This is a genomic window from Brevundimonas vesicularis, assembly GCF_027886425.1.
In the GTDB taxonomy this organism is placed as follows: Bacteria; Pseudomonadota; Alphaproteobacteria; order Caulobacterales; family Caulobacteraceae; genus Brevundimonas; species Brevundimonas vesicularis_C.
Map to the genome: position 1 here is coordinate 2,908,161 of NZ_CP115671.1, position 25,727 is coordinate 2,933,887.

Here is a 25,727-nt window from a genome sequence, read left to right on the forward strand (position 1 = left end):
GAGAAAAGGCGGCTCGTTTCCGAGCCGCCCCCACCCGGTCGCTGGCGCGACCACCCTCCCCCGTGGGGGAGGGAGATTGGTGCTTCGTCACCTCAGCCGCGCTGCGGCAGCGCATAGGCGATGACGTAATCGCCCTCCGGCGTTTCCATGAAGTGATGGCCGGCGGCGACGATCACCAGATACTGGCGGCCGTTCTGTTCGTAGATCATCGGGTTCGCCTGGCCGCCGGCGGGCAAGACGTCGGACCAGACGGTCTTGCCCGTCTCGATATCGATGGCGCGGATCAGGTCGTCGGTCGCTGCGGCGATGAAAATTAAGCCGCCGGCCGTGACCACCGAGCCGCCGTTGTTCGGCGTGCCGATCTCCAGCGGCAGCATCGAGGGGATGCCGAACGGGCCGTTCTTGCGCGCCGTGCCGAACGGACGATCCCACAGGGTCTTGCCGCTCTGCACGTCGATGGCCCGGATGCCGCCGTACGGAGGCTCCTTGCACAGCAGGCCGGTGAAGGGCATCCGCCAGCCGGCGTTGACGTCGATCGCATAGGGCACGCCCATCTGCGGATCGCCCGCGCCCTCGGCCTTGGCGCCCTCGCCGGTCGTTTCCTCCTGATAGCGGGGGTCGTCGCGGGGGAACCAGCCCAACCTGTTCGCCTCGGCGCGCGGCACCAGACGATTGTAGTTGGGCATGTCGTTATAGTTGGCGATGATCACGCCGCGACGCGGATCGAGCGCCACGCTGCCCCAGTCTGAACCGCCGTTGTAGCCCGGATATTCGATAAAGCGACGGTCGGCGGTCGGGGGCGTAAACTGGCCCTGATACGACGCCTTCTTGAACTGGATGCGGCAGATCATCTGATCGATCGGCGACATGCCCCACATGTCGACTTCGCGCAGGTCAGGCTTGGCCAAGGTGTTGAACAGCGAATAGGGCTGGGTCGCCGCACGCTGCGCCGGTTCGACGCCGCCGCGCGGGGCCGGACGATCCTGAACGCCGTGCAGGGGCTGGCCCGTGCGGCGATCCAGCACGAAGATTTCGCCGCGCTTGGACGGCAGGATCACCGCCGGCGTCACGCCCCCTGCGGTCGGCATGTCGACCAGCGTCACCTGTGAACCCAGGTCATAGTCCCAGACGTCGCGGCGGACGGTCTGATAGCGCCAGCGCGGCTTGCCGGTCGTGACGTCCAGCGCGACCAGGGCGCTGGAATACTGGTTCTCCTGGGGCCGGCGCAGCGACGAATAGTAGTCGGCGGCCGAGTTGCCCATCGGCAGATAGACCAGGCCCAGGGCTTCGTCGCCCGTCGCCGTCGTCCACATGTTCGGCGTGCCCGGCGTATAGGTCTGACCGGCCGGTGGAGCGGTGGTGATGTCGGGACGCATCATGTCCCAGGCGAAGCGCAGCTGACCGGTGACGACGTCATAGCCCTGGATGACGCCCGAGGCGTTCCACCGTTTCTGGCCGTCCAGCACCTGATGGCCCGTGACGATGACACCTCGCACGACGACGGGCGGCGAGGTGATCGACACCATGCCGGGATAGGGATTGCCCATCCCTTCCTTGATGCTGACGGCGCCGTTGGTTCCGAAGGCGGGGCAAGGCACGCCGGTGCGCGCATCGACCGCGATGATCCGGCCGTCCAGCGTGCCTTCGATGATGCGCGTCGCGCAGGGCTGGGCCTGGTCGACGTTGGGTGTGGCGTAATAGGTCACGCCCCGGCAGGCGGCGGTGTAGGGGATCTGCTCGTCCGCCACCTTGGGATCATAGGCCCATTTCTGCCGACCTGTGTCAGCGTCCAGGGCGAACATCTTGTTGCGACCCGAGCAGAGATAGACGGTGTCGGCGATCTTCAGCGGCGTGGTCTCGGCGCCGAACCGTTCGCCGGGCAGATCGCCGGTGCGGAAGGTCCAGGCCCGCTCCAGCTGCCGGACGTTGGTCTTGTTGATCTGATTCAGCGGCGAATAGCGCTGGGCCGCGTCCGATCCGCCATAGGCGGGCCAGTCCATGCCGGCCTTGGTCAGGGCGGGATCGCCGAACGGTCCGCGCGCGCCGGGCACTGGGCTGTCGACGCCAGGCGCGTTGATCTGACCGACCACCAGGCCGAACACGACCGTCAGGACCGCCAGACCAAGCGCGCCGAGGCCCGCCGTCTTGCCGCCGCCGCGCGAACGCAGAACAGGCAGGGTCGCCACCACCAGGAACATCAGCACCAGCGGCCCGACCAGGCGTGGGATCATGGCCCAACCGTTCAGGCCCTTCTCCCACAGCGCCCAGATCACTGTGGCGACGAAGACCGCGCCATAGAGCCAGGCCCCACGCACGTCGCGATAGACAAGCAGAAGGCCCGACACGATCAGCGCCAGGCCCGCGATCAGATAATACCAGGAGCCGCCCAGCATCGCGAGCTGAACGCCGCCGACCGTCAGAACCAGACCGATCACGGCCAGCAGGACCCCAAGCATCAAGGTCAGCCATCCCCCAAGGCCGGTCGGGGTTGTCCATCGGGGCATGGGCGCACTCTCTGTGGTCTGCTGAAATCAGTCCTTCGAACGCCTCGAGACTGCGCCGGTTCCTATTGTCGCACCCCTGGAACAAAATCCTGTTGCGGCGCAAACGGCCAACATCAGCAACTTTTGACGAAGAAACGCGTCAGATTGGATGATTTATTCTTTTTGTTTCGCTGAGAACGCCTCGCGGCAATAATATTTGCCTCTAACGCGTCGTTTGCGGCATATGCGAGATATGCACAAGACCCTGAAGCAAGGCGGGACATTCGTCGTCGAACCCCGCCGCCTGTCCAAGGCCTCGGCCGAACTGCGCGCACGCGGTTTCGGCGAGATCACGATTCCGCCCTCCACCGAGACGGCCGAGAAACAGGCGTCGCGCTGCACCGACTGCGGCGTGCCCTTCTGCCAGAACGCCTGCCCGCTTCAGAACAACATCCCCGACTGGCTGCGCCTATCGGCCGAGAACGAGCCGCGCGAGGCCTGGCGGGTGGCGTCCCTGACCTCGACCATGCCCGAAATCTGCGGCCGCATCTGTCCGCAGGACCGGCTGTGCGAAGGGTCGTGCACATTGAACCAGTCCGGCTGGGACGCCGTGACCATCGGCTCGGTCGAGGCCTGGCTGGGCGACCAGGCCTTCGCCAACGGCTGGGTCGAGCCGATCCGCCCGGCGGCCGAACGCGGCGAAACCGTCGGCATCGTCGGCGCCGGCCCGGCCGGTCTGGCCGCCGCCGACCGCCTGCGCTGCGAGGGCTATCAGGTCACGGTCTATGACCGTCACGACCGCGCCGGCGGGCTGCTGATCTACGGCATCCCCGGCTTCAAGCTGGAAAAGCACGTCGTGCAGCGTCGCGTGGATCGGCTGATCGACGGCGGCGTCCGGTTCGTTCTGGGCTGCGAGGTCGGCAAGGACGTGACTCTGACCGAGCTGCGCGCCCGCCACGACGTCGTCCTGCTAGCTATGGGCGTCTATCAGCCGCGCATCCTGTCCGCTCCCGGTCGCGGGCCGGATTCGACCGTCGCCGCCCTGTCCTATCTGACCCATCAGAACCGGCGCGACCTGGGCGACGCCGAACAGGACGGCTGGCACGAGGCGCGCGGCAAGCGGGTCGTCGTCATCGGCGGCGGCGACACCGCCATGGACTGCGTCCGCACCGCCGTCCGTCAGGGCGCGGCCAGCGTCACTTGCCTGTATCGTCGTGACCGCGAGAATATGCCGGGCTCGGCCCGCGAAGTCGTCAACGCCGAGGAAGAAGGCGTCGTCTTCGAATGGCTGGCAGCGCCCAAGGCCCTGCTGTCGCAAGGCGACCAGGTCACGGGCGTGCGCGCCGCGCGCATGCAGTTGACGGAAGGCCTGCCCGGCCAGCGTCGCGACATCGTGCCCGTGCCCGGCGCCGACTTCGACGTGCCGGCCGACATCGTCATCGAGGCCTTGGGCTTCTCGCCCGAGCCGTTCGCGGCGCATGAGGCCGATTTGCGCCTGCGCGACGACGGCACCATCAAGGTCGGCTCCATCAGCTTCGCCACCAGCCTGCCCGGCGTCTTCGCCGCCGGCGACGCCGTGCGCGGCGCATCGCTCGTCGTCTGGGCCGTCCGCGAAGGCCAGGACGCCGCCGCCGAGATCGATCGCTACTTCAAGACCCGCACCGAGGAGGTCGCGGCATGACCTGGTTAGACAAGTACAACGACACCCGCGACCGGCTGGAAGCCGGCAACGCCTATGACCGCGCCTCCGAGCGCGACGCCTGCGGCGTGGGCCTGGTCTGCTCCATCGACGGCACGCCGCGCCGCGACGTGGTCGAATATGCGATCCGCAGCCTGAAGGCCGTGGCCCACCGTGGCGCGGTCGATCCTGACGGCCTATCGGGCGACGGGGCCGGCATCATGGCCGAGCTGCCGCAAGGCTTCTTCGCCGAACAGGTGGCCTCGATCGGTCAGTCCCTGCGTCCCGGCCCGATCTGCGTCGGCCAGGTCTTCCTGCCGCGCACCGATCTGGGTGCCCAGGACCGCGCCCGCGCCATCGTCGAGACCGAGGCCCTGCGCGGGGGCTTCTGGATCTACGGCTGGCGTCAGACGCCCATCGACCTGTCGGTCGTGGGAACCAAGGCCGGCGCGACCCGGCCCGAGATCGAACAGATCATGCTGGCCCCGCCGCTGGACGACGCGGGCCAACCACTGGACGGCGAGGCGCTGGAGCGCGAACTGTATCTGTGCCGCCGCCGCATCGAAAAGACGGTCAAGACCGAGAACCTGGCCGGCGTCTATATCTGCACCCTGTCCGCGCGTTCCATCGCCTACAAGGGCATGGTGCGGGCCGAGTTGCTGGGCGACCTGTATCCCGACCTGGAGGACCCGCGCTTCGTCTCGGCCTACGCGGTCTTCCACCAGCGCTATTCGACCAACACCTTCCCCGAATGGAAGCTGGCCCAGCCCTTCCGGATGATGGCCCACAACGGCGAGATCAACACGCTGAAGGGCAACCTCAACTGGATGAAGTCGCACGAAATCCGCATGGCCGCACAGGCCTTCGGCGACCGCGACGGCGAGGTGAAGCCGGTGGTCCAGCCGGGCGGGTCGGACTCGGCGGCCCTGGACAATGTCATGGAGGTGCTGGTCCACGCCGGTCGCCCCGCCCCGATGGCGAAGGCCCTGCTAATCCCCGAGGCTTGGGCCAAGGACGATGTGGTCATGCCCGCCGAACACCGGGCCTTCTACGCCTATTGCAACGCGGTGATGGAGCCGTGGGACGGCCCGGCCGCCATCTGCGCCGCCGACGGCCGCTGGATCGTGGCGGGCAAGGACCGCAACGGCCTGCGTCCCCTGCGCGCCGTCGAGACGGTCGACGGCCTGCTGATGGCGGGTTCCGAAGCCGGGCTGGTGCCGATCCCCGAGAGCCGGGTGAAGCGCCGCCTGCACATTGGCCCCGGCAAGCTGATCGCGGTCGATCTGAAGCACGGCCGCGTCTATGATGAGCATGAGGCCATCGACGCCCTGTCCGCCGCCCACCCCTATACCGAGTGGCTGGACAATATGGTGGATCTGGAGCCGATCATCGGCCCCGGACCCGAGCCGCGCTCGGCCTCGGGCGAGGCCCTGACCCGCCGCCAGATCGCCGCCGGCTACAGCCGCGAGGACCTCGACCTGCTGCTGGATGCCCTGGTCCGCGACGGCAAGGAGGCGGTCGGCTCCATGGGCGACGACGCCCCGCCCGCGGTGCTGTCGGCCCTGCCCCGCCCGCTGTCGCATTACTTCCGCCAGAACTTCAGTCAGGTCACCAATCCGCCGATCGACCCGCTGCGTGAAGCGGGGGCCATGAGCCTGAAGACCCGGTTCAAGAACCTGGGCAATATCCTGGCCGAGGAAGAGGCCCAGACCGACGTCTTCGTGCTGGACAGCCCGGTCCTGACCAACGGCATGTACGAGCGGATGGTCGAGACGGTCGGCGCCGGTTCGACCGTGGTCATCGACTGCAGCTATGACGTGCCGGGCGAAGAGGCCCGCTCGGGCGCCGGCCTGCGTGCGGCGCTGGACCGGATCATGGACGAGGCCGAGGCCGCCGCCCGCGACGGCGCCGCCCTGATCGTGCTGACGGACCAGGCCGGATCGGCGGATCGTCTGGCCGCGCCGATGATCCTGGCCACCGCCGGGGTCCACGGTCGCCTGACCAAGGCGGGCCTGCGCTCCTACTGCTCGATCGTGGTCCGCACGGCCGAGACGCTGGACCCGCACGGGTTCGCCGTCCTGGTCGGGGTCGGCGCCACCACCGTCAACGCCTGGCTGGCCCAGGACCTGTTCCAGGAACGCCTGGACCGGGGCCTGTATCCCGGCCTGACGCTGCGCGACGCCTGTCTGAACTACAAGGCCGGCATCGAGGCGGGCCTGTTGAAGACTCTGGCGCGCAAGGGGATCAGCGTCATCTCCGCCTATCGCGGCGGCTGCGAGTTCGAGGTGCTGGGCCTGTCGCGGGCGCTGACCGCCGAGTTCTTCCCCGGCGCCCCGTCGCGCATCTCCGGCATCGGCCTGGCCGGCCTGGAGCAGGCGGCGATGAAGCGGCACCGCATCGCCTGGGGCGAGGCTGTCCCTTCCCCGGCCATCGGCGGCTTCTTCAAGATCCGGTCGGGCGGCGAAGCCCACGCCCACGAGGCCAAGACCATCCACCTGCTGCAGGACGCCTGCAACCGTGGCGATTATCGCCGCTTCAAACAGTTCTCCGAGGTCGTCCGCGCCCAGGCCGACCTGTCGTTGCGCGACCTCCTGGACTTCCGCGAAGGCACGCCCATTCCGCTGGACCAGGTCGAGAGCGTGTCGGACATCCGTCGCCGCTTCCTGACCCAGGCCATGTCGCTGGGCGCCCTCGGCCCCGAGGCGCACGAGACCCTGAACATCGCCATGAACCGCATCGGCGCCCGTTCGGTGTCCGGCGAGGGCGGCGAGGATCCGGAACGTTATCACCCGCGCCCGAACGGCGACGACGCCAACTCGGCGGTCAAACAAGTCGCCTCGGGCCGGTTCGGCGTCACCGCCGAATATCTGAACCAGTGCCGCGAGATCGAGATCAAGGTGGCCCAGGGCGCCAAGCCCGGCGAGGGCGGGCAACTGCCCGGCTTCAAGGTCACCGAATTCATCGCCCGGATGCGCCACGCCGTGCCTGGCACGACCCTGATCAGCCCGCCGCCGCACCACGACATCTATTCGATCGAGGACCTGGCCCAGCTCATCTACGACCTAAAGGCCATCAATCCGGATGCGCGCGTCACGGTGAAACTGGTGTCCGCCTCGGGCATCGGCGCCATCGCCTCGGGCGTGGCCAAGGCAAACGCCGACGCCATCCTGATCGCTGGCCACAACGGCGGCACCGGCGCCTCGCCCCAGACCTCGATCAAGCACGCCGGCCTGCCGTGGGAAATCGGTCTCGCCGAAGCCCACCAGGTGCTGACGCTGAACAATCTGCGCGGCTCGGTCACGCTGAGGACCGATGGGGGCGTCCGCACCGGCCGCGACGTGGTCATCGCCGCCATGCTGGGCGCCGAGGAATACGGCGTCGGCACCGCCGCCCTGATCGCCATGGGCTGTCTGATGGTGAGGCAGTGCCATTCCAACACCTGTCCCGTCGGCGTCTGCTCCCAGGACGAGCGGCTGCGCGACAAGTTCACCGGCACGCCTGACAAGGTGGTGAACCTGTTCACCTTCATCGCCGAGGAGACGCGAGAAATCCTGGCCTCCATCGGCGCGCGCACGATGGACGAGATCATCGGCCGCACCGATCTGCTGCGTCAGGTCCGTCGCGGCGGCTCGCACCTGGACGACCTGGACCTGAACCCCCTGCTGGTTCAGGTGGACGAGGGCGCGGCCGGCAAATGGGCCGACAAGACGACGCGCAAGCCCATCGCCGACAGCCTGGACGCCGCCGTGCTGAAGGACGCCGTGCGTTTCCTGGATCGCGGCCAGACGCTGGAGCTGTCCTATCCGCTGAACAACACCCAGCGCACGGTCGGCGCGGCCCTATCATCGGCCATCGTGCGCCGCTTCGGCGCGCAAGGCCCGGCGGGCCGTCTGAAGCTGCGGCTGGAAGGCATTGCGGGCCAGAGCTTCGGCGCCTTTGCGGCCAAGGGTCTGGAACTGCACCTGACGGGCGAGGCCAACGACTATGTCGGCAAGGGGCTGTCGGGCGCCGAAATCTCGATCCGCACGCCCGAATGGCGCGAGGATCAGCTGATCTGCGGCAACACCACCCTGTATGGCGCGACCTCCGGCCGGCTGTTCGTCGCCGGCGCGGCGGGCGAGCGGTTCGCGGTCAGGAACTCCGGCGCCGAGGCCGTGGTCGAGGGCCTGGGCGCGCACGGCTGCGAATATATGACCGGCGGGCGCGTGGTCGTCCTGGGCTCGGTCGGCTGGAACCTGGCGGCAGGCATGAGCGGCGGCGAGCTGTTCGTGCTGGACCAGCCCGGCCATGCCGAGCGCGCCCTGAACGGCGACCTGGCGGGCGTGACCGACATTGACGCAGAGGCGGCCGATCGACTGAAGGGCCTGATCGAGGCCCATCTGGCGGCGACGGCCTCACCCCTGGCGCGGCGTCTGCTGGCCGATTGGGACAACAGCCTGAACCGCTTCGTCCGCATCGTGCCCCTGACCGACATCGTCGCCCGCACGGAACGCCTGAAGACGTCCGCCTGATCTCCGCCGCCTGCCTTAGAAAGCCGCCATGACCCGATCCGCCGCCCTCGCCGTCACGCTCGTCGCCGGGGCGGCGGCCTTCGCCTCACCGGCCCTGGCGGCCCCAACCCTGGCGGACCCGGCCCTGCTGGCGCATCAGGCGCCGCTGATCATCGATACGGCGGCGACGGCCTGGATCCTGACCTCCACGGCCCTGGTCCTGCTGATGACCCTGCCGGGCTTGGCCCTGTTCTACGGCGGCATGGTCAGGAAGAAGAACATCATCAGCGTCGTCGCCCAGTCGGCGGCCGCCTTCGCCATCGTCTCGGTCCTGTGGTTCCTGGTCGGCTACAGCCTGTCGTTCGGCAAGGGACCGGAGGCGGCCAATGGCTTCATCGGCGGGGTGCAAGCGGCCTTCCTGAACGGCGTCACCGCCCAAACGGCCCACAGCCTGCTGCCCGGCCTGCCTGAGCTGCTGTTCGTCGCCTTCCAGATGACCTTCGCCATCATCACCCCCGCCCTGATCGCCGGCGCCTTCGCCGAGCGGATGAAGTTCTCGGCCAGCCTGCTGTTCTTCGCCCTGTGGCACCTGATCGTCTATGCGCCGATCTGTCATCAGGTCTGGGGCGGCGGCTATTTGGGCGGGCTGGGCGTGCTCGACTTCGCGGGCGGCGCGGTCGTCCACGTCAACGCCGGGATCGCCGGTCTGGTCTGCGCCCTGGTGCTGGGGCCGCGTCACGGTTTCGGGCGCGACAACATGGCCCCCGCCAACCTGGTCTACAGCGCCATCGGCACCGGCCTGCTGCTGGTCGGCTGGCTGGGCTTCAACGCCGGATCGGCAGGCGCGGCCGATGCGCTGGCCGCCACGGCCGCCTTCAACACCATCCTGGCCGCCGGCAGCGCCGCCCTGGGCTGGATGACCATCGAATGGTTCGATCGCAAGCGCCCGACCCTGCTGGGCCTGCTATCGGGCGTCGTCGGCGGTCTGGTCGCCATCACCCCCGCCGCCGGTTTCGTCGATCCCAAGGGCGCCTTCTTCATCGGCCTGATCGGCGGCCCGGCCTGCTATGCGGGCGCGGTCTGGCTGAAGCACGCGCTGAAATACGATGACAGCCTGGATGCGTTTGGCGTGCACGGCGTCGGCGGCATCGTCGGCGCCCTGCTGACCGGCGTCTTCGCCACCACGACCGTCAACGCCCTGTCGGAGGGGGCGACCGTGTGGAAACAGGCCGTCGGCCTGGTCGGCGTCATCGTCTGGAGCGCGGCCGGCACCTTCGTCGTCCTGATGATCTGCAAGTTCACCACGGGCCTGCGCGTCACCAAGGACGAAGAGGTCGAGGGGCTGGACTATACCCAGCACGGCGAGGCCATCCACTGACCCCACAGGGGCTGCCGGTTGATCCCGCCCTCGCCAGCCCCCATCTTCATCTGTGACGGACGGTCTTGCCGATTGCGGGAGACCGACCGCTCGGTCGCTGACGCAAGGACCCCAGATGACGACGACGCGCACCATCCTGTTCGACAGCCCGTTCCTGCTGGGCTTCGAACACACCCGCGCCCTGATCGACCGCGCCGCCAAGGCCGCGGCCGAAAGCTATCCGCCCTACAATGTCGAACAGATCGGCGATGCGGGCGTCCGCATCAGCCTGGCCGTCGCTGGGTTTGCGCCGGACGAACTGGCCATAACTCTGGACGGCCGCCAGCTGACCATCGCCGGCAAGCGCGACGACGCCGGCAGGGGTGAACAGGCCTTTCTGCATCGCGGCATCGCGGCGCGTGGCTTCGTTCGCAACTTCGTCCTGGCCGACGGGCTGGAGGTCGAGGGCGCCCGGCTGGAGCACGGCCTGCTCCACGTCGACCTGATCCGGCCCGAGGCTGAGCGCCAGGTGCGGCGCATTCCCATCACGTCCGGGCCCGTCACGGCCGGGTGAAAACCACAGCCATTCGAACCGCCCGGCGATCCGGGCGTTGTCAAATATGAAGGAGGCGGTCCTAATGACGCCGATGACGATGACCAAGGAAGACTTTGCCGGACTGGGCGCCCCCGACCTCGTGTATGTGCGCGAGATCAAGGCTTCGGACCTGCTTGAAGAAGCGGTCGAGATCAAGGACGTGGATCTGAACCCCGGCCAGATGCTCTATGCCGTCCACAGCGCCGACGGCGAGCGTCTGGCGGTCATGATCGACCGCGACACCGCCTTCGCCGCCGCCGTGGCGCACGAGCTGGAGCCGGTTTCCGTTCACTAGTCTTATGGATGGCGGCGCGCAGGCGCCGCCGTTTCAGGCCGCCGTCGCGGCCGTGGCGTCCTTGACGAACAGGGCGCGGATCGCATCGGTCGTGCGCGCCTGTCTCAGTTGTTCCCGCAGTTCGGGCGACCGCAGCGCGCGCGACACCGCCGCCAACGCCCTCAGATGCTCGGCGCCCGCCTTGGGCGGTGCGAACAGGCCGACGATCAAATCGACCGGCCGGTCGTCCACCGCATCATAGGCCACAGGCGTATCCAGTCGCACGAACACCGCCGTCACCTTCTCGACCTCGGTGAGACGCGCGTGCGGCACCGCGACCCCTGCTCCCAGCCCGGTCGATCCCAGCGTCTCGCGTTCCATCAAGGCGTCGAAAATACGGGCTTCGTCGAGGCCCAGCGCATGCGACGCCGCTTCGGCCAGGGCATGAAGCGCCTGTCGCTTGGACGACGCGCCGCTGCGCAGCACCACGCCCTTGGGCGCGAGCAGATCACCGATGTCCATTACACAACCTCGATACACGCAGAAGACAACGGCGCGGCCGCCCGTTTAGAGACAACCGCGCCGAAGTCAAACTGAGGCTTAGTTCACCGAACCGTTGGACTTGGCCGTCCGTTCGGGATCGATCCATCCCACATTGCCGTCCGGACGACGATAGACGACCGCCAGACCGCCGTGCGCCGCGTTACGGAACAGCACGACCGGATAGCCCGTCATGTCCAGCTCCAAAACGGCCCGTCCGACCGTGATGGTGCGGATTTCGTGCTCGGTCTCGGCGATGACCATGCCCACCGGCGGCGGGCCGTCGTTCTCGCCGGTGTCGCCGAAGACGTCGTCCTCCACGCTGTCGGGATCACGCAGCACGATGCTGCGTGCGACTTCGCGGGCGGCGTTTTCGGTCTTCTCGGGCGACAGACCCTTGGGTCCGATGTGGTGGTCCTTGAGCCGGCGCTTGTAGCGGCGAACCCGCTTTTCGAGCCGATCCAGCGCCTCGGTGAAGGCCGAGTGAGCGTCGCCGCCCATTCCGGTCGTCACCAGGGTCTGGCCCGACGCGAGGCGGACCCAACAGTCCACCTTGAAGTTGTGGCCGTCCTTGGACACCACGACCTCGGCGTCTTCACCGCCTCGGGCGAAGTATTTTCCGACCCCGTCTTCGAGTTCCTGGGAGATGCGCGAGCCTAACGCTTCGCCGACATCCACTTGCTTGCCGCTGACTTGGACTTGCATGCCGATAGAACGCGCCCGACCCGATTTGGTGTCAATCCAGATCACCGATTTGTGGTCACGCTTGGCCGAGTATGTCAGCCCGTCTTCATCATCCGGCGGCGCTCGACCGAGGACGGAATCCTCAAGGCTTCCCGATATTTGGCCACGGTGCGGCGGGCGATGTCGATGCCCGTTTCCTTCAGGATTTCCACGATCCGGTCGTCGGACAAAACGTCACCCTCAACCCCCTCGCCGTCGATCATGGATTTGATCTTGTGACGGACGGCTTCGGCCGAATGGGTCGATGCGCCATCCACCGACTGGATGGCGGCGGTGAAGAAGAATTTCAGCTCGAACACGCCCCGCGGCGTGGCGATATATTTGTTCGAGGTGACGCGGCTGACGGTCGATTCGTGCATGCCGATGGCGTCGGCGACGGTCTTCAGATTGAGCGGCCTCAGGAACTCGACGCCGAAGGCCAGAAAGGCGTCCTGCTGGCGCACGATCTCGGACGAGACCTTCAGAATGGTCTTGGCCCGCTGATCCAGCGACTTGACCAGCCAGTTGGCCTGGGCGGCGCAGTCGGCGACGAAGGTCTTTTCGGTGTCCGATCGCGCGCCGGCCTGAACCAGGCCGTGATAGCGTTTGTCGACCAGCAAGCGCGGCAGGGTGTCGGCGTTCAGCTCGACCCGCCAGCCGCCGGCGGGATCGGGCCGTACATGCACATCGGGCACGACCGTTTGCGCCGGCTCGCCGCCGAAGCCTGCGCCCGGACGCGGCGTCAGCGCCCGCAGTTCGGCGATCATGTCGGTCAGGTCCTCGCCATCGACCTCGCAGACGCGGCGCAGGCCCGCCAGATCGCGCTTGGCCAGCAGGTCCAGATTGTCCAGCAGGGCCGCCATCGCCGGATCGAACCGATTGCGCTCGATCAGCTGCAGCTTCAGGCATTCCGGCACCGACCGCGCCATGATCCCGGTCGGCTCGAATCCGTGGCAGACGCCCAGCACCGCCTCGATGCGCGCCAGCGGCACGCCCAGCCGGTCGGCGAATTCGGTCAGTTCCCCGCGCAGATAGCCGCCTTCGTCGGTCGCATCGATCAGGGTCAGGGCGATGCCGTGGTCGGCCGGCGTCAGGCCCGCGCTCGACGCCTGGGCCTGAAGATGCTCCCACAGTGTCAACTCATGCGCGTCGGGCCGCTCGCCCTCGCCCTCGAACATCTGGCCGCCCTTGCCGGCGCTGGACCAGTCCGACAGCCCCGGCTGCGCCTCATCAGTCATCCGGTCGCTGGTGCGCTCGCCGGGCGCCGCGTCGCCATAGACGTCGTCGGAACCGGCGTCCATCGAGGACGCTGCTGCGTCCGCGACCCCGTCGCCGAAGGACATTTCGCTATCCGAAGCCGCCTCGACGCGCTCGACCGGTTCGGGCGTCTCGCTTTCCGGCTCCTCGCGTTGCAGCAGCGGATTGCGTTCCAGCTCGGCCTCGACGAAGTCCTCCAGCTCGAGGTTCGACAGTTGCAGCAGCTTGATCGCCTGCTGCAGCTGGGGCGTGATGACCAGCCCCTGCCCCTGCCTGACCTCTAACCTCTGCCCGATCACGTCCGAAATCTTCCCGCCCGGCCGCCGAGTGGCCCGGAACTTGCTGGGACAGAATGTCGCCGAACCGGTTAACGCGAGACGAACGCGGCCTCAGACCCTTTCGTCATCCTCCGGCAAGCCGCGTCTTCGCGGCGCAGACCGGGGGACCCAGCGGCGCCGCAGGCGATGCTTCAGCCGCACGATGTTGGAAAATCCTAGTCCGCGACAGGTTCGCGCTGTCGCGCGCCGCTGGGTCCCCCGGTCTCGCTACGCTCGCCGGAGGATGACGACACCGGCAGATCAGATGTAGTTTTCGCCCAGATACACCCGGCGCACTTCGGCGTCGTGGATCGCCTCGTCGGACGTGCCTTCGAACAGCACCGCGCCGTTCGAGATGATCGACACCCGGTCGGTGATGTCCAGGGTCTCGCGCACATTGTGGTCGGTGATCAGCACGCCGATGCCCTGGCTGGCCAGATAGCGGATCACGGTGCGGATGTCGGCGATGGCCAGGGGGTCGATGCCGGCGAAGGGTTCGTCCAGAAGCATGAAGGACGGCCGTCCGGCCAGCGCCCGCGCGATCTCCACCCGCCGTCGCTCGCCGCCCGACAGGGCCGTCGCCCGCGCATGGCGCAGATGGTCGATGTGCAGCTCGTTCAGCAGCCGGTCGGTCTCGGCGCGGATCTGGTCGCGCGGATAGTTCAGCTCGACCACCGCCTTGACGTTCTGCTCGACCGTCATGCCGCGAAAGATCGAGGCTTCCTGCGCCAGATAGCCCAGGCCCATGCGGCTGCGCTGATACATCGGTTGGCCGGTGATGTTCTCGCCGTCCAGCCAGATTGCGCCCGAATCCGGCGGGATCAGGCCGGTGATCATGTAGAAGCAGGTCGTCTTGCCGGCCCCGTTGGGACCCAGCAAGCCCGCGACCTCGCCGCGCTGCACCATCAAGGACACGTCGCGCACCACCTGACGCTGGCCGAACGACCGCGCCAGGTTCATCACCCGTAGGCCCTTTTCCGCAGGCGCAGGCGCTACTGCGGCCGGTTGGGGCCGCTCGTCCAGGTTCAGGGCTGACAGTTCCTTGCGCGCCAAATGCTCAGGTCCGTGACGGCCAGACGGCCTCAGTTCGAGTTGGGATAGAAGACGCCCTGCACGCGGCTTCCGGCGGCGCCGCGCGGCGCGCCGTCCATGCGGGCGGTCTCGGTGTTGATGTTGTAGACCAGGCGCGAGCCGGTCAGGACGTTCTTGCCCTGGGTCAGGATGACGTTGCCCGTCACCACGATCTCGCCGTTGCCCAGGTTGTAGACAGCGCGGTCGCCGCGCATCGACTGGTCTGGCGTCACGAAATAGACCGTGCCGCTGGCCTCGGCGCGTTGCAGATCGCCGCCCTCGCCGCTGACCAAAGTCAGGGTGTCGGCGCGGAAACGATTGCCGCCCTGCGTCGCCTCGGCCCGGCCGCGCAGGATGATGCGGTTGGGGGCGTATTCGACCGAGTCCGCGCCATAGGCGACGGGCTGATTGGTCGCCTGAGCCTGCGCGTCCACCAGGGCCGGCATGCCCACGACGGCGGCCGCCGCGACGACGGCCAGCGTCTTCGAAATCTTCGTCACGATCATCCGCCTGACCCCTTGGGCGTCAGAACGCCCTTCACCTTGTTGTCGCCTGCGCCGTCGAACACGACGCGCTGTCCCTGATCGTAGATCGCATAGGACGATGCGTTGATGGTTCCAATAGGGCCGGAACCCTGAACGCCCTTTGAACCGGTGACGTTTCCGGTCGAGGTGTCGACCACCGCCTCGGGCGTGGTCAGGACAAAGCCCGTCCCGCCGTCCGAAATGCGCACGTTCGGACCGATCGTCACCGTCTTGGCCTGCTCGTCATAGATGCCGCCGTCGGCGGTCAGTTCGGTGACCTTGCGTCCACCCAGGTTCAGCTTCAGCGCCGGGCCGATCAATTTGAACTTGCCGGTATTGGGGTCACGCACAGCGCCCTGGGCGCCGACGGTGAAGGCGCGGCCTTGCGCGTCCTGGCCGTGGAACAGGGGGGCGTCCAGCCGGACTTCCTGGCTCTGGCTGGCCTTGCGCTCCACCCCCGACATGACGGTGCGGAACACGGTCCAGGTCAGGGCGCCGCCCGCCAGCACCAGGATGACGATCGGCAGGACGCGGCGATAAAGCTTCACCCGCCGCGAGCGCGCGCGCCAACGGGCGCCGGCCAGGGCGACCCTGGCCTCGTCGGCCTCGATGCGGGACTGTTCGCCGTGTTCGGTCAAGCGCGCCTCAGCTGTGGGCGAAGATGTCGGTCTCGTCCCAGCCGGCCAGGTCGAGCGCCGACCGCGTCGGCAGGAAGTCGAAACATTCAGCGGCCAGTTCGGTTCGCCCTTCGCGCGCCAGCATCATATCCAGCTTGGCCTTGGCCGCGTGCAGATAAAGGACATCCGACGCCGCATAGTCCAGCTGCGCCTGGCTCAACGTCTCGGCGCCCCAGTCCGAGGACTGCTGCGCCTTGGACAGGTCCACGCCCACCGTCTCGCGCACCACGTCCTTCAGCCCGTGCCGGTCAGTGTAGGTGCGCGCCAGCTTGGAGGCGATCTTGGTGCAATAGACCGGCCGCGTCTCGACGCCGAGGTGCAGCAGGAACATGCCGATGTCGAACCGGCCGAAATGGAAGATCTTGGTCACCGCCGGATCGGTCAGCACGCGCTTCAGGTTAGGACAATCATAGGCCGGCCGGTTCAGCCGCACGACATGGGCGTTTCCGTCGCCCGACGACAGCTGCACCACGCACAGCGGATCGCGGCGGAAACGCAGCCCCATCGTCTCGGAATCGATGGCGACCTCGGACCCCAGGTCCAGATCGTCGGGCAGGTCGCCCTCATGCAGGTAAACGGTCATGCTCAGGCTCTTACACGGCGAACACGGCGCGCGAAACGGGCAAGCTTATTCACGAAACGGCCTCAAGCAGGAATGCGCCGCGCGCATTCCGATAGGCCACAAAAAATGCCGCCGCGCGCGAGGCGATAGGCCAAAACAAAGAAAGCGCCGCACCGTTCGGTGCGACGCTTTCTGAAAGATGGTGCCCAGAAGAGGACTCGAACCTCCACGGCCGTTAAGCCACTGGCACCTGAAGCCAGCGCGTCTACCAATTCCGCCATCTGGGCCCCGTCGGCAGCGCCTTGCGGCGTTTCCATCGGGAAGGCGCGGACCTCTAAGGGAGGCTCCGTGCGGGGTCAACAAGGATTTCTCGCCTTTGCGAGATTTCTTGCGCACGCAGCGCGGCAAGCCTGGCCGCACGTCGTTTTCGATCCGCGTTCGGTGGCGACTTAATGGGCGCTAAGCCTGTTTTCTAACCCCGCCTTGAGGCCAGGTTGTCTAGAAGTGCCTGATGGCGGACCCGTCTCTCAGCCCCTCTGCGCCAGAGCGCTTCGCCACGGAGCGCCGCGCCCGGCCGCGCGCGCCGTTTCGCCAGAACCGCCGCGCCCACGAGCGAGTGACGATCCTGGGTCAATCGATGGATCTGGTGAAGCCGGAAGAGGTGCTGCACCACATTCAGAAGGCGGTGCGACAGGGCGAAAAAAGTCTCATCGCCAATCACAATCTGCACAGCCTGTATCTGATGCGGAAGCGACCTGAACTCGGCGCCTTCTACGATAGGGCCGATCTGATCGAGGTCGATTCGACGCCGCTGCTGGCCTTCTCGCGCGCCCTGGGCCTGCACAGCCGGGGCTTTCACCGCTGCACCTATCTGGACTGGCGCGACCATTTCTGGAGCGTGGCGAACCGTCAGGGCTGGCGCGTCCTGTCCGTCGGCGGCGCGCCTGGCGTCGGCGACGAGGCGGCCCGCCGGCTGAAGCTCCGCTATCCGGAAGCCGACATCGCCATCCACCACGGCTTCTTCGACGCCCGGCCCGGTTCGTCCGAGAACGCCGCCGTCCTCGATCGGATCACGGCCTTCCAGCCCCACATCCTGTTCGTCGGCATGGGAATGCCGCGCCAGGAGTTATGGATCGCCGACAATTTCGAGCGCCTGCCCGATTGCGTCATCCTGTCGGTCGGCGCCGCCTTCGACTATGAGGCGGGGGTTCAGAGCGCGGCCCCGCGCTGGATGGGACGCGCCGGCATCGAATGGGCCTATCGCCTGCTGCATGACCCGAAACGACTGTTCGTCCGCTACTGCGTCGAGCCCTGGACGCTCCTCCCGCTGGCCCTGCGCGATATCCGCCAGGCCAGGGGTCGCAACCGCTGATCACGTTATTCCTACTGGTCAGATAGATATTTATCGCCATGATCCCTCTGGACCGCCGCGTGTTATCGACAGCGACGGAAACGGGAAACGGGGGTGCGCGTGCCGCAGCAGAATGGACCGCATGTCGCCATCGTCGGCGCGGGTTTCAGCGGTCTGCTGACCGCCGTCAATCTGCTGAAGGCCTCGCGCGATGTGCGCGTCACCCTGATCGAACGGCGCGGCGTTTTCGGTCCCGGCACCGCCTATGACACGGGCAATCCCAGCCATCTGCTGAACGTCCGCCTGGACAATATGAGCGCCTTTCCCGACCAGCCCGCCCACCTCGCCGACTGGCTGGCCGAACAGCCGTCGTGGCGCGCCCAGGACGGCTTCATCACCCGCGGCGTCTATGGCGACTATCTTCAGGCCTTGCTGGACGAGGCGCTGGACGACGCCCCCGACCGCCTGACCCTGATCGGCGCCAAGGCGCAATCCATCGATCGCCAGGACGACGGCTGGCGCATCGTGACCAGCGACGGAGAGGTCGCGGCCGATCAGGTCGTGCTGGCGCTGGGCAATCTGGAGCCCGCCTCGCCCCCTGGCGTCGAGGACGCGGTGCGCGCCTCGCCCGCCTATGTCGAAAACCCCTGGCGGTTCGATCCTCAGACGGCGCGCGACGCCCGCAACGTCCTGCTGATCGGGTCGGGCCTGACGATGGTGGATGCGGCCATCACCCTGCGCCGGCCCGGACGCCGCCTGACCGCCCTGTCGCGTCACGGCCTTCTGCCCCGGGCCCACGCGACCGTTCCGCCCACACCCTATGTCGGCGCCTTTTCGGGCAGCCCGGCCGAAATCCTGCGTCAGATCCGCGCCGCGACGGCCGAGGCGGACTGGCGCGCCGTGTTCGACCGCCTGCGCCATTCCGCGCGCGACATTTGGCGCGGCTGGTCGCGTGCCGAGCGCAGCCGCTTCCTGCGCCATCTGCGCCCCCTGTGGGACGTGCATCGTCACCGCCTGTCGCCCGGCCCGGCGCGCGACATCCATTCCATGCTGGCCGGCGGCGAGCTGACGATCCTGGCCGGCAAGCTGACCGAGCTGAAAGCGACCGACGTCATCGAGGTATCGTGGCGTCCGCGCGGAAAGAAGCGCGCCATCAAGGAGCGGTTCAACCTGGTCGTGAACTGCACCGGGCCGCTGGGCGTGATCTCAAAGAGCACCGAACCGATGATCCGCGACCTCCTGAACAAGGGCTACGGTCGCCCCGACCCCTTGGGCCTAGGCCTGCAGGTCGATGACGAGGGCGGTCTGCTGGACGGCGCGGGCGCCCCCGCGCGCGGTCTTCACGCCATCGGCCCCCTGACGCGCGGCGCCTTCTGGGAAATGACGGCCGTGCCCGACCTGCGCGGCCAGGCCCGCGATCTCGCCGCCCGTATCCTGTCGCACCGCCCCTAGACCGAAACAACCGACGCGTTTAGCCTTCACACCCGAAACGATCGGGGGCGATGACATGGGGGCAAGGACAGGCATCGGCCTGCTGGTGGCGATCCTATCGCTGGGCCTGACGGCCTTTGCGCCTCAGAGCGTGTCGGACTATCGCCTCGCCTCCGCCGACAAGGTGCGCATCGACGTCTTCGGCGAGGCGGCTCTGGGCGGCGAATTCGTGATCGACGCCAACGGCCGGATCGCCCTGCCGCTGATCGGCGAGGTTCAGGCCGCCGGCCTGACGGGCGCCCAGCTTCAGGACGCCGTCGCTCAAGCCTTGAGCCAGGGCTATCTGAACCAGCCGCGCGTCACCGCCCAGGTCCTAACCTATCGGCCGATCTACATCCTGGGCGAGGTCAATCGGCCAGGTGAATACCCCTATCTGCCGGACCTGACGGTGTTGAACGCCGTGGCGACGGCGCAAGGCTTCACCTATCGCGCCAACACGCGCCGCGTCTTCGTGCGTCGCGCCGGATCACCGGTCGAAGAGGCCCAGCCGCTGACCGCCGATGCGCGTGTTTCGCCCGGCGACACCCTGCGAATCGGCGAACGCTACTTCTGACCCGCCGTCAGATTGGCATCGCCATGATTTCCTTATAGGCGGAAATCACCTGATCGCGGACCGAGATCACCGTTTCCAGGGACGCCTCGGCCGAGCTCAGCGCCGTGACCACATCGATCAGATTGCCCTGACCCTGGACCGAGCGGGTCATCTGGGTTTCGGCCGCGCGCGACTGCTGGGTCATGTCGGTCATGGCGTTCTTGACCAGGTCGGCGAAGCCGCCGTCTCCGACGCCGGGCGCCTGGGCTGCTGTCGGCATGGCGCCCTGAACGGCGGCATAGGCCTTGGCGGCCATCATCGGATTCATGGCCTAGCCCTCAGCGTTTGATGATGTCGAGGGTGCGGCTGTCCATCGACCGCGCCGTCTCGATGACGTTCAGATTGGCCTCATAGGCGCGCTGCGCCTCGCGCATGTCCATCGCCTCGACCAGGGTGTCGACATTGGGCCGCATCACATAGCCTTGCGCGTTCGCGGCCGGGTGCGACGGGTCATAGTCCATCTTGAAGTCGCCCTGGTCGGGCCGAACCTCGGCCAGGGTGACGCCGGTCGCCCCATCGACCTCGCGCGCCTGGAAGACCGGGATCTGGCGGCGATAGGGCTCGCCGCCCGGCGTGCGCGCCGTCGACTGGGCGTTGGCGATGTTCTCGGCGATCACGCGCATGCGCGACTGCTGCGCCTTCAGGGCCGAGGCCGCCACCGCCATGGCGCTGTTCGAAGGGGGGATGGGATCAGGCATGGGTCAGTTCTTCTCGGCCGTCGGCTCAGGCGCCCGGCCGCTTGGCGGCCATGCGGATCATGGACATGGATTTCTGGTAGAAGCCGATGGCGGCGTCATAGGCCATGCGGCTCTCGGCCATCTTCAGCATCTGCTCTTCGACCACCACCGAATTGCCGTCCAGCGTGGTCTCCGAATCGGGCGCCTTGGTCGGGGCGAACCGCACCGGCGAACCGGCCGGCGCGATATGGGCCGCATTGGTGCGCACCATCTGCAGCCCCCCGCCCGCGCGCATGGCGGCGGCGAAGTCGGTCGGCTGTTTCAGGTCGCGCCCGACGAAGCCCGGCGTATCGGCGTTGGCGACGTTCTCGGCGATGACCCGCTGGCGGGCGTCCAGCCAGCCCAGCCGGCCCTTGATCTGCCCCAGCAGCGGTATGTCGGCGACGCCCATGGCGGTCTCCCGTGCGACGCGGATGCGCGCGATGGGCAGAAAATGCCGCCTGGATGGTTAATAGGGGGTTATCTCAACGGGTCGTTAACCGTGGTGGTTAACATTCGCAGTCTAATCGCGGACTGCGCGGGGCCTTTGCAGCGTCATGAATTTCCTCGATCTCGCCCGGGCGGTCTTCGGCCTGGCCTTCACCCTCGGCCTGATCGGGATCGCGGCCTGGGCTGCGCGCCGCTATGCGCCGCAAATTCTGGCCCGGCTGAATGCAGAGCGCGGCGAGCGCCGACTTCAGGTCGTCGAGACCCTGGTGCTGGACCCCGCCCGTCGCCTCGTTCTGGTCCGCGTCGATGACGAGGAGCGGCTGATCCTGCTGGGCGAAGGCCGCGAACTGATCGAACCGCGCCAGCCCTCTCTCGGCAAAACAGGAGGCGGCCAGTGAAGCCCGCCGTCTTCGTCAAGCCGACCGGCGCCGAGCTGAAGCGCGCGGCCCTGCTGTCGCTGTTCACCACCCTGGTCTGTCTGGCCTGGCCCGTCGCGGCCCTGGCTCAGCAGGCGGCGCAAAGCGGCTCGGCGCTGAACATCGACCTGGGCACCGGCGCCGGCCTGACCCAGCGCGTGGTCCAGCTGGTCGGTCTGATGACCGTCCTGTCCCTGGCGCCGTCGATCGTCATCATGACGACCAGCTTCGTGCGGATCATCGTGGTCCTGTCGCTGCTGCGCACGGCGCTGGGCCTGCAACAGTCGCCGCCGAACGCCGTCCTGGTGTCTCTGTCGCTGTTCCTCAGCGCCATCGTCATGGCCCCGACCTGGCAGGACGCCTATGATTCGGGCATCCGTCCGCTGATGGATCAGCAGATTGAACTGCCCCAAGCCTTCGATCAGGCGTCCGAACCCGTAAAAACCTTCATGCTGGCCCAGGTGGACCGCGGGGACCTCGCCCTGTTCACCCGGCTGTCGAAGATCGACCCGCCCCAGAACGTCCAGGACCTGCCCCTGCGCGTGGTCACCCCGGCCTTCATGATCAGCGAGCTGAAGAAGGCCTTCGAAATCGGATTTCTCCTTTTCGTTCCGTTCCTTGTGATCGATCTGGTGGTGGCCAGCGTGCTGATGTCCATGGGCATGATGATGCTCCCTCCGGTGGTGGTCTCCCTCCCCTTCAAGTTGATCTTTTTCGTGCTGGTGGACGGCTGGCGATTGGTCGCCGGAAGCCTGGTCGAGAGCTTCCAGCGGGCGTCCGGTACCGGATAATCCCCCGCCCCATATGGCTTTAAGCGTCATCGGCGCTTGCAAAGCGTAGGGAAATCCGTGTTGATCACCCGGTCCTCGCTCGGAATCGGGCGACTAACACTGGAAACGCTTCTTATGACCACTCAAGCCGAACTGATCGCCGCCGTCGCCAAGGACGCTGGTGTTTCGCAGGCCGACGCCGGCAAGGTGCTGACCGCGATCGTCGAAAACATCCACTCGACCCTGAAGTCGGGCGGCGACATCCGCATCTCCAACCTGGGCGTCTTCGACACCGCCGACCGCGCCGAGCGCGAAGGCCGCAACCCGGCTACCGGCGCGACCATCAAGATCGCCGCCTCCAAGGCCGTGCGCTTCCGCGTCTCCAAGCCGCTGAAGGACGCCGTCAACGGCTAAGCCTTCTCGGTCCTGCGATGCAGGACCGGCAATGCTCGACGGGCGGGGGTCGCGACGCGATTTCCGCCCGTTTTAATTTCAGGCGGCGCTCTTGGCGTCGGCTTCTTTTCTGAACGCCTGTTTGGCGCTGTTGACCCAGCCGACGAAGGTGTCGGCCTGGCTGGACAGATTGGCGAAGTCGCCCGTCCCCGCCACGCCTGACAGATTGTCGTCCAGCGCGACCCGCAGCGCCGCCGCCGAACGCGCGCCGGGAACCATCGGCCCAAAGCGCCCGCTCAGCCGCTGCAACGCGGCCCGATCGCCCGACAGCGAATAGCCGACGCCCGCCCGGATCAGCCAGCTTTCCTCGGCCGGCGTCAGCGGCGTGGTCGCGGTCTTGTAGCGATCGCCCAGCCGCGCCTCATAGATCGGCGCCGCCTCGCCCCACTTCTGCTGCTTCCAGAAGATATCGGCCCGCACCTCGCGCGCGGGGTTCGACTGATCCCGGTCCAGCACCTCGAGCGCATGGTCGAACCGGCCCAGATCCATCAGGGCGCGCGCCTCCAGCGCCCGACGCTCGCTGTTCATCGCATTGGGCAGCAGGGTGGTGCGCGAGCCCCAGATGGCCTGCAACGCCTTCTCCGGCTGACGGTCCATCAGATAGACGGTGGCCAGATTGGTCGCGACCTGGGCCTTGGCCACCCCGTCCAGACGCTCATCCACCTGGTGCTTCAGCAATTCGGCGGCCTGATCCAGCAGGTCCACGTCGATCAGCCGGCGCGACAGACGCCGCACCATCTCGTCGCCGTCCGCCCCGATGGGCGTCAGTTCGCGGAAGTCATAGAACAGCGCCAGCGCCTGCACCGGCTGCAAACCGTCCGCCGCCCCGTCCAGGAACAGGGCGCGGAAGGCGTTCGCCTGATCCGCCTGCACCTCGGCTGCGCCCGGCACGCCAGCCATCCGCTTGCCCGCGCCGCGCAGGGCGTCCAGCGCCTCGCGGTATCGCCCCTGTTGCAGATAGATGCCTGACAGTTTGCGCACGACCGCCATCTCGGTCGCGTCCCCGCGCCAGCGCCATTTCAGCTGTTCCAGCTGGACCGTCGCCTGATCCGGCGTGATCGCGCCCTTGTCCAGCTCCAGGCTGATGGCACCCAATTTCGCCGGCGTGGCGATCCCGTCTAGCGGCGCGCGCGCCACGGCCTTGTAGACCGCCAGCGCCCGGTTCTTGTCGCCGTTCAGCTGGAACATCCGGGCCTGCACCAGCCGCGCGGTCAGTTGATCGACCGCCGGCGCATCCTGGCTGAATACATAGGCCAACAGCTGCTGGGCGGCGGCGAGATCGTTCAACTGGATCGCGGCCATGGCGTGGGCCGCGCCGAACCGCGCGCGCCATTCCTTGGGGAAGCTGTCGATGGCCGGTGCGCCGGCGGCGAAGTTGCGACGCGCCCCCTCCCAGTCGCCCATTTCGGAGGCGATATAGCCCAGCCAGACCTTGGTCGCCGGATCGCCCGCCAGAGCCGCGCCCGCGAAATCGACCTGGGCCTCCTCCAGCCGCCCGACGCCGACGCGCGCCACCCCGCGCAGGCCGCGCACTTCGGGCTCCCCTTGCAGGTTGGGCGCCTTGGCGATCAGGGCGTTCAGCACACCAATTGCCTCATAGTTCAGGCCCGACCCGACCAGGAACCGCGCCAGCGCCATCCGCGCCTCGATCGGCGCGCGCGGATTGTCCGCCGCCGCGATCGTCTCCAGCCCGGCCGCATCCTGCAGCCGGCGATAGCGGTCTGAAAATCCCGCCTCGCCCGTCGCGGCCCAGGCCTCGTCGATCAGCGCCGGATAGGCCGCCCGCTTGGGCGCATCCGCATTGTGGTCGCCCGTCTCCAGCCCGGCCGCCGGCGACGACAAGGCTAGCCCCTTGGGCCGGCTCAGGGTCACCAGGTCGCCCGCCGCCTCGATCTTCAGGTCGTCGGCCGACGTCTCGACCGCTAGGCCCTGCGCGGTCGGGATTAGGCTCAGATCGACCGTGCGCCGTCCGCCGGCGTAGCTCTTGCCGGGCGCCAGGGCCGTGACCGCCGCGAAGCGGTCGCCGACCAGCGGATCGGTCAGCCAGACCGCCTTGGTCGCCCCGGCCATCTGCGCCACCAGCACCGGCGCGCCGTCGTCGGACCGGCCGACCTCGACACCGCCCGCCGCGCCGTCTGGGCCGCCCAGCGTCACGGTCCAGGTCCCGCCCTGACCCTGCGCCGAGACGCCCAGCCCCTCAGGTTCGGCGATCCTCAAGGCCGTATAGCCCGGCCCGGCCGCCCACTGGGCGTTCTTGGCCGATCCCAGCGCCTTGGCGCCGCTCATATCCATGCGGGCGGCGGTGTCGAACACGACCCATACGGCATCGCCCCGGCGGAAGACGGCCGCCCCCACCGGCGCGCCCCAGTCGAAGGTCAGGACCGTCTTACCGCCGGCCGTCTCGGCCCGCACCGGCACCACGGCCTTGGTCGTCTGCGGCGCGGCGGCGTCCCCGCCCTCCGGCGCCTTGCCGGGCGCATAGAGGTTCAGCCATACCGCCCCGTCCGCCACGCCCGAGCGCGCATCCGCACCCTGTTCCAGCGTCAGGATCAGGTCCGTGCCGCCCGCGCCCCGGCTCGGCCGCGTCTCGACCGACTTCACCCCGGCCGGCGGATCGACCTTCAATCGCGAGACGTCGGGCGCAGCGGTGGTCCCCAGCCGAACGACGACCTTGTCGCCCTCGCGGCTGATGCGCGAGCGCACCCCGATCACGCCGCCGAACTCGACCTGCGTGAACTCGGCGTTTGCGCCGATATTGATGGACAGCGGATCGCGCGACTGGCCGACTTCCTGGGCCAGCGGCGCCATCGGCGCGAACACGACGGCGCCGGCCGTGGCGGCGGCCACGGTCGTCTTCAGGATGCGCTTTGTCGGCGAGGCCCCGGACATATCTCCCGACCCATGCCGCACAAGGCCTTTAATCGCAGTTAACCGCCGTTC

23 protein-coding genes and 1 tRNA gene are annotated in these 25,727 nt (G+C 67.9%); 11 read left to right on the forward strand and 13 right to left on the reverse strand.

Going from position 1 to position 25,727, the window contains the following annotated elements:
* Positions 1 to 92 precede the first annotated feature (92 nt).
* Positions 93 to 2,504, reverse strand: coding sequence for a membrane-bound PQQ-dependent dehydrogenase, glucose/quinate/shikimate family (locus tag PFY01_RS14805; RefSeq protein WP_271041844.1), 2,412 nt, complete (start codon positions 2,502 to 2,504; stop codon positions 93 to 95).
* Between the two features lie 232 nt (positions 2,505 to 2,736).
* On the opposite strand from PFY01_RS14805, the gene PFY01_RS14810 reads away from it, so the two are divergent.
* The 5 genes from PFY01_RS14810 (at position 2,737) to PFY01_RS14830 (ending at position 10,898) form a co-directional block, all read left to right on the forward strand.
* Positions 2,737 to 4,164 (forward strand): NAD(P)-dependent oxidoreductase, encoded by a 1,428-nt coding sequence (locus tag PFY01_RS14810; protein WP_271041845.1) that lies wholly within the window; start codon positions 2,737 to 2,739, stop codon positions 4,162 to 4,164.
* On the forward strand, positions 4,161 to 8,672 hold the full coding sequence (gltB, locus tag PFY01_RS14815; protein WP_271041846.1) for a glutamate synthase large subunit: 4,512 nt from the start codon (positions 4,161 to 4,163) through the stop codon (positions 8,670 to 8,672). Before PFY01_RS14810 ends, gltB begins: the two co-directional genes overlap by 4 nt.
* 28 nt (positions 8,673 to 8,700) lie before the next feature.
* Positions 8,701 to 10,029 carry an ammonium transporter gene (locus tag PFY01_RS14820; protein ID WP_271041847.1) on the forward strand — a complete coding sequence of 443 codons (1,329 nt, stop codon included), beginning with the start codon at positions 8,701 to 8,703 and terminating at the stop codon, positions 10,027 to 10,029.
* A 115-nt stretch (positions 10,030 to 10,144) separates the two neighbouring features.
* Positions 10,145 to 10,582 carry an Hsp20 family protein gene (locus PFY01_RS14825; RefSeq protein ID WP_271041848.1) on the forward strand — a complete coding sequence of 146 codons (438 nt, stop codon included), beginning with the start codon at positions 10,145 to 10,147 and terminating at the stop codon, positions 10,580 to 10,582.
* A 64-nt stretch (positions 10,583 to 10,646) separates the two neighbouring features.
* The gene (locus PFY01_RS14830) at positions 10,647 to 10,898 is read left to right on the forward strand and encodes a DUF1150 family protein (protein WP_017506777.1); all 252 of its coding nucleotides are present in this window, start codon (positions 10,647 to 10,649) and stop codon (positions 10,896 to 10,898) included.
* A gap of 33 nt (positions 10,899 to 10,931) precedes the next feature.
* On the opposite strand, the gene ptsN is transcribed toward PFY01_RS14830, so the two are convergent.
* The 8 genes from ptsN to PFY01_RS14870 all read right to left on the reverse strand — a co-directional run bounded on the left by ptsN (position 10,932) and on the right by PFY01_RS14870 (position 16,835).
* Complete coding sequence (gene ptsN, locus PFY01_RS14835; protein ID WP_137722378.1) at positions 10,932 to 11,399, reverse strand: PTS IIA-like nitrogen regulatory protein PtsN; 468 nt, start codon at positions 11,397 to 11,399, stop codon at positions 10,932 to 10,934.
* Between the two features lie 78 nt (positions 11,400 to 11,477).
* Positions 11,478 to 12,122: a ribosome hibernation-promoting factor, HPF/YfiA family gene (hpf, locus tag PFY01_RS14840; RefSeq protein WP_055754032.1), complete on the reverse strand. Its 645-nt coding sequence runs from the start codon at positions 12,120 to 12,122 to the stop codon at positions 11,478 to 11,480.
* A 74-nt stretch (positions 12,123 to 12,196) separates the two neighbouring features.
* Entirely contained in the window at positions 12,197 to 13,696 is a 1,500-nt protein-coding gene (gene rpoN / locus PFY01_RS14845; protein WP_271041849.1) for an RNA polymerase factor sigma-54, read from the reverse strand.
* 279 nt (positions 13,697 to 13,975) lie between these two features.
* Positions 13,976 to 14,767, reverse strand: coding sequence for an LPS export ABC transporter ATP-binding protein (lptB, locus tag PFY01_RS14850; protein WP_271041850.1), 792 nt, complete (start codon positions 14,765 to 14,767; stop codon positions 13,976 to 13,978).
* Between the two features lie 29 nt (positions 14,768 to 14,796).
* Positions 14,797 to 15,291, reverse strand: coding sequence for an LptA/OstA family protein (locus PFY01_RS14855; protein ID WP_045809724.1), 495 nt, complete (start codon positions 15,289 to 15,291; stop codon positions 14,797 to 14,799).
* Positions 15,288 to 15,947 carry an LPS export ABC transporter periplasmic protein LptC gene (gene lptC, locus PFY01_RS14860; protein WP_045809723.1) on the reverse strand — a complete coding sequence of 220 codons (660 nt, stop codon included), beginning with the start codon at positions 15,945 to 15,947 and terminating at the stop codon, positions 15,288 to 15,290. Before lptC ends, PFY01_RS14855 begins: the two co-directional genes overlap by 4 nt.
* Positions 15,948 to 15,954: 7 nt before the next feature.
* Positions 15,955 to 16,569 (reverse strand): ribonuclease D, encoded by a 615-nt coding sequence (locus PFY01_RS14865; RefSeq protein WP_153923049.1) that lies wholly within the window; start codon positions 16,567 to 16,569, stop codon positions 15,955 to 15,957.
* A gap of 179 nt (positions 16,570 to 16,748) precedes the next feature.
* Positions 16,749 to 16,835, reverse strand: a tRNA-Leu gene (locus tag PFY01_RS14870).
* 224 nt (positions 16,836 to 17,059) lie between these two features.
* On the opposite strand from PFY01_RS14870, the gene PFY01_RS14875 reads away from it, so the two are divergent.
* The 3 genes from PFY01_RS14875 (at position 17,060) to PFY01_RS14885 (ending at position 19,943) form a co-directional block, all read left to right on the forward strand.
* Positions 17,060 to 17,920 carry a WecB/TagA/CpsF family glycosyltransferase gene (locus PFY01_RS14875; RefSeq protein ID WP_271041851.1) on the forward strand — a complete coding sequence of 287 codons (861 nt, stop codon included), beginning with the start codon at positions 17,060 to 17,062 and terminating at the stop codon, positions 17,918 to 17,920.
* A gap of 99 nt (positions 17,921 to 18,019) precedes the next feature.
* Complete coding sequence (locus PFY01_RS14880; RefSeq protein WP_271041852.1) at positions 18,020 to 19,351, forward strand: FAD/NAD(P)-binding protein; 1,332 nt, start codon at positions 18,020 to 18,022, stop codon at positions 19,349 to 19,351.
* A gap of 55 nt (positions 19,352 to 19,406) precedes the next feature.
* Positions 19,407 to 19,943: a polysaccharide biosynthesis/export family protein gene (locus PFY01_RS14885; RefSeq protein ID WP_271041853.1), complete on the forward strand. Its 537-nt coding sequence runs from the start codon at positions 19,407 to 19,409 to the stop codon at positions 19,941 to 19,943.
* 7 nt (positions 19,944 to 19,950) lie between these two features.
* On the opposite strand, the gene fliE is transcribed toward PFY01_RS14885, so the two are convergent.
* The 3 genes from fliE to flgB are packed head-to-tail and all read right to left on the reverse strand — an operon-like array spanning position 19,951 to position 21,110.
* A complete protein-coding gene (fliE, locus tag PFY01_RS14890) occupies positions 19,951 to 20,250 on the reverse strand; it encodes a flagellar hook-basal body complex protein FliE (RefSeq protein WP_271041854.1) in 300 nt (99 codons plus the stop codon).
* A 10-nt stretch (positions 20,251 to 20,260) separates the two neighbouring features.
* Complete coding sequence (gene flgC, locus PFY01_RS14895; protein ID WP_369796239.1) at positions 20,261 to 20,680, reverse strand: flagellar basal body rod protein FlgC; 420 nt, start codon at positions 20,678 to 20,680, stop codon at positions 20,261 to 20,263.
* Between the two features lie 25 nt (positions 20,681 to 20,705).
* Positions 20,706 to 21,110 carry a flagellar basal body rod protein FlgB gene (flgB, locus tag PFY01_RS14900; protein ID WP_271041855.1) on the reverse strand — a complete coding sequence of 135 codons (405 nt, stop codon included), beginning with the start codon at positions 21,108 to 21,110 and terminating at the stop codon, positions 20,706 to 20,708.
* A 145-nt stretch (positions 21,111 to 21,255) separates the two neighbouring features.
* Here flgB and PFY01_RS14905 point away from each other — a divergent pair, with 145 nt between their 5' ends.
* The 3 genes from PFY01_RS14905 to PFY01_RS14915 all read left to right on the forward strand — a co-directional run bounded on the left by PFY01_RS14905 (position 21,256) and on the right by PFY01_RS14915 (position 22,748).
* The gene (locus tag PFY01_RS14905; protein ID WP_039244767.1) at positions 21,256 to 21,546 is read left to right on the forward strand and encodes a FliO/MopB family protein; all 291 of its coding nucleotides are present in this window, start codon (positions 21,256 to 21,258) and stop codon (positions 21,544 to 21,546) included.
* Positions 21,543 to 22,355, forward strand: coding sequence for a flagellar type III secretion system pore protein FliP (fliP, locus tag PFY01_RS14910; RefSeq protein ID WP_039244769.1), 813 nt, complete (start codon positions 21,543 to 21,545; stop codon positions 22,353 to 22,355). The genes PFY01_RS14905 and fliP overlap by 4 nt, the downstream gene beginning before the upstream one ends.
* 114 nt (positions 22,356 to 22,469) lie before the next feature.
* Positions 22,470 to 22,748, forward strand: a complete 279-nt coding sequence (locus PFY01_RS14915; protein WP_017506838.1) for an HU family DNA-binding protein — start codon at positions 22,470 to 22,472, stop codon at positions 22,746 to 22,748.
* A 78-nt stretch (positions 22,749 to 22,826) separates the two neighbouring features.
* Here PFY01_RS14915 and PFY01_RS14920 read toward each other — a convergent pair whose 3' ends face one another.
* Positions 22,827 to 25,676, reverse strand: a complete 2,850-nt coding sequence (locus PFY01_RS14920) for a tetratricopeptide repeat protein (protein ID WP_271041856.1) — start codon at positions 25,674 to 25,676, stop codon at positions 22,827 to 22,829.
* Positions 25,677 to 25,727 lie beyond the last annotated feature (51 nt).

Bases quoted from the DNA above. Each gene is read 5' to 3' on its own strand.
- PFY01_RS14805 (WP_271041844.1), bottom strand. From the start codon at position 2,504: ATGCCCCGATGGACAACCCCGACCGGCCTTGGGGGATGGCTGACCTTG.
- PFY01_RS14810 (WP_271041845.1), top strand. From the start codon at position 2,737: ATGCACAAGACCCTGAAGCAAGGCGGGACATTCGTCGTCGAACCCCGC.
- gltB (WP_271041846.1), top strand. From the start codon at position 4,161: ATGACCTGGTTAGACAAGTACAACGACACCCGCGACCGGCTGGAAGCC.
- PFY01_RS14820 (WP_271041847.1), top strand. From the start codon at position 8,701: ATGACCCGATCCGCCGCCCTCGCCGTCACGCTCGTCGCCGGGGCGGCG.
- PFY01_RS14825 (WP_271041848.1), top strand. From the start codon at position 10,145: ATGACGACGACGCGCACCATCCTGTTCGACAGCCCGTTCCTGCTGGGC.
- PFY01_RS14830 (WP_017506777.1), top strand. From the start codon at position 10,647: ATGACGCCGATGACGATGACCAAGGAAGACTTTGCCGGACTGGGCGCC.
- ptsN (WP_137722378.1), bottom strand. From the start codon at position 11,399: ATGGACATCGGTGATCTGCTCGCGCCCAAGGGCGTGGTGCTGCGCAGC.
- hpf (WP_055754032.1), bottom strand. From the start codon at position 12,122: ATGCAAGTCCAAGTCAGCGGCAAGCAAGTGGATGTCGGCGAAGCGTTA.
- PFY01_RS14855 (WP_045809724.1), bottom strand. From the start codon at position 15,291: ATGATCGTGACGAAGATTTCGAAGACGCTGGCCGTCGTCGCGGCGGCC.
- PFY01_RS14865 (WP_153923049.1), bottom strand. From the start codon at position 16,569: ATGACCGTTTACCTGCATGAGGGCGACCTGCCCGACGATCTGGACCTG.
- PFY01_RS14875 (WP_271041851.1), top strand. From the start codon at position 17,060: ATGGCGGACCCGTCTCTCAGCCCCTCTGCGCCAGAGCGCTTCGCCACG.
- PFY01_RS14885 (WP_271041853.1), top strand. From the start codon at position 19,407: ATGGGGGCAAGGACAGGCATCGGCCTGCTGGTGGCGATCCTATCGCTG.
- fliE (WP_271041854.1), bottom strand. From the start codon at position 20,250: ATGAATCCGATGATGGCCGCCAAGGCCTATGCCGCCGTTCAGGGCGCC.
- flgC (WP_369796239.1), bottom strand. From the start codon at position 20,680: ATGCCTGATCCCATCCCCCCTTCGAACAGCGCCATGGCGGTGGCGGCC.
- flgB (WP_271041855.1), bottom strand. From the start codon at position 21,110: ATGGGCGTCGCCGACATACCGCTGCTGGGGCAGATCAAGGGCCGGCTG.
- PFY01_RS14905 (WP_039244767.1), top strand. From the start codon at position 21,256: ATGAATTTCCTCGATCTCGCCCGGGCGGTCTTCGGCCTGGCCTTCACC.
- PFY01_RS14915 (WP_017506838.1), top strand. From the start codon at position 22,470: ATGACCACTCAAGCCGAACTGATCGCCGCCGTCGCCAAGGACGCTGGT.
- PFY01_RS14920 (WP_271041856.1), bottom strand. From the start codon at position 25,676: ATGTCCGGGGCCTCGCCGACAAAGCGCATCCTGAAGACGACCGTGGCC.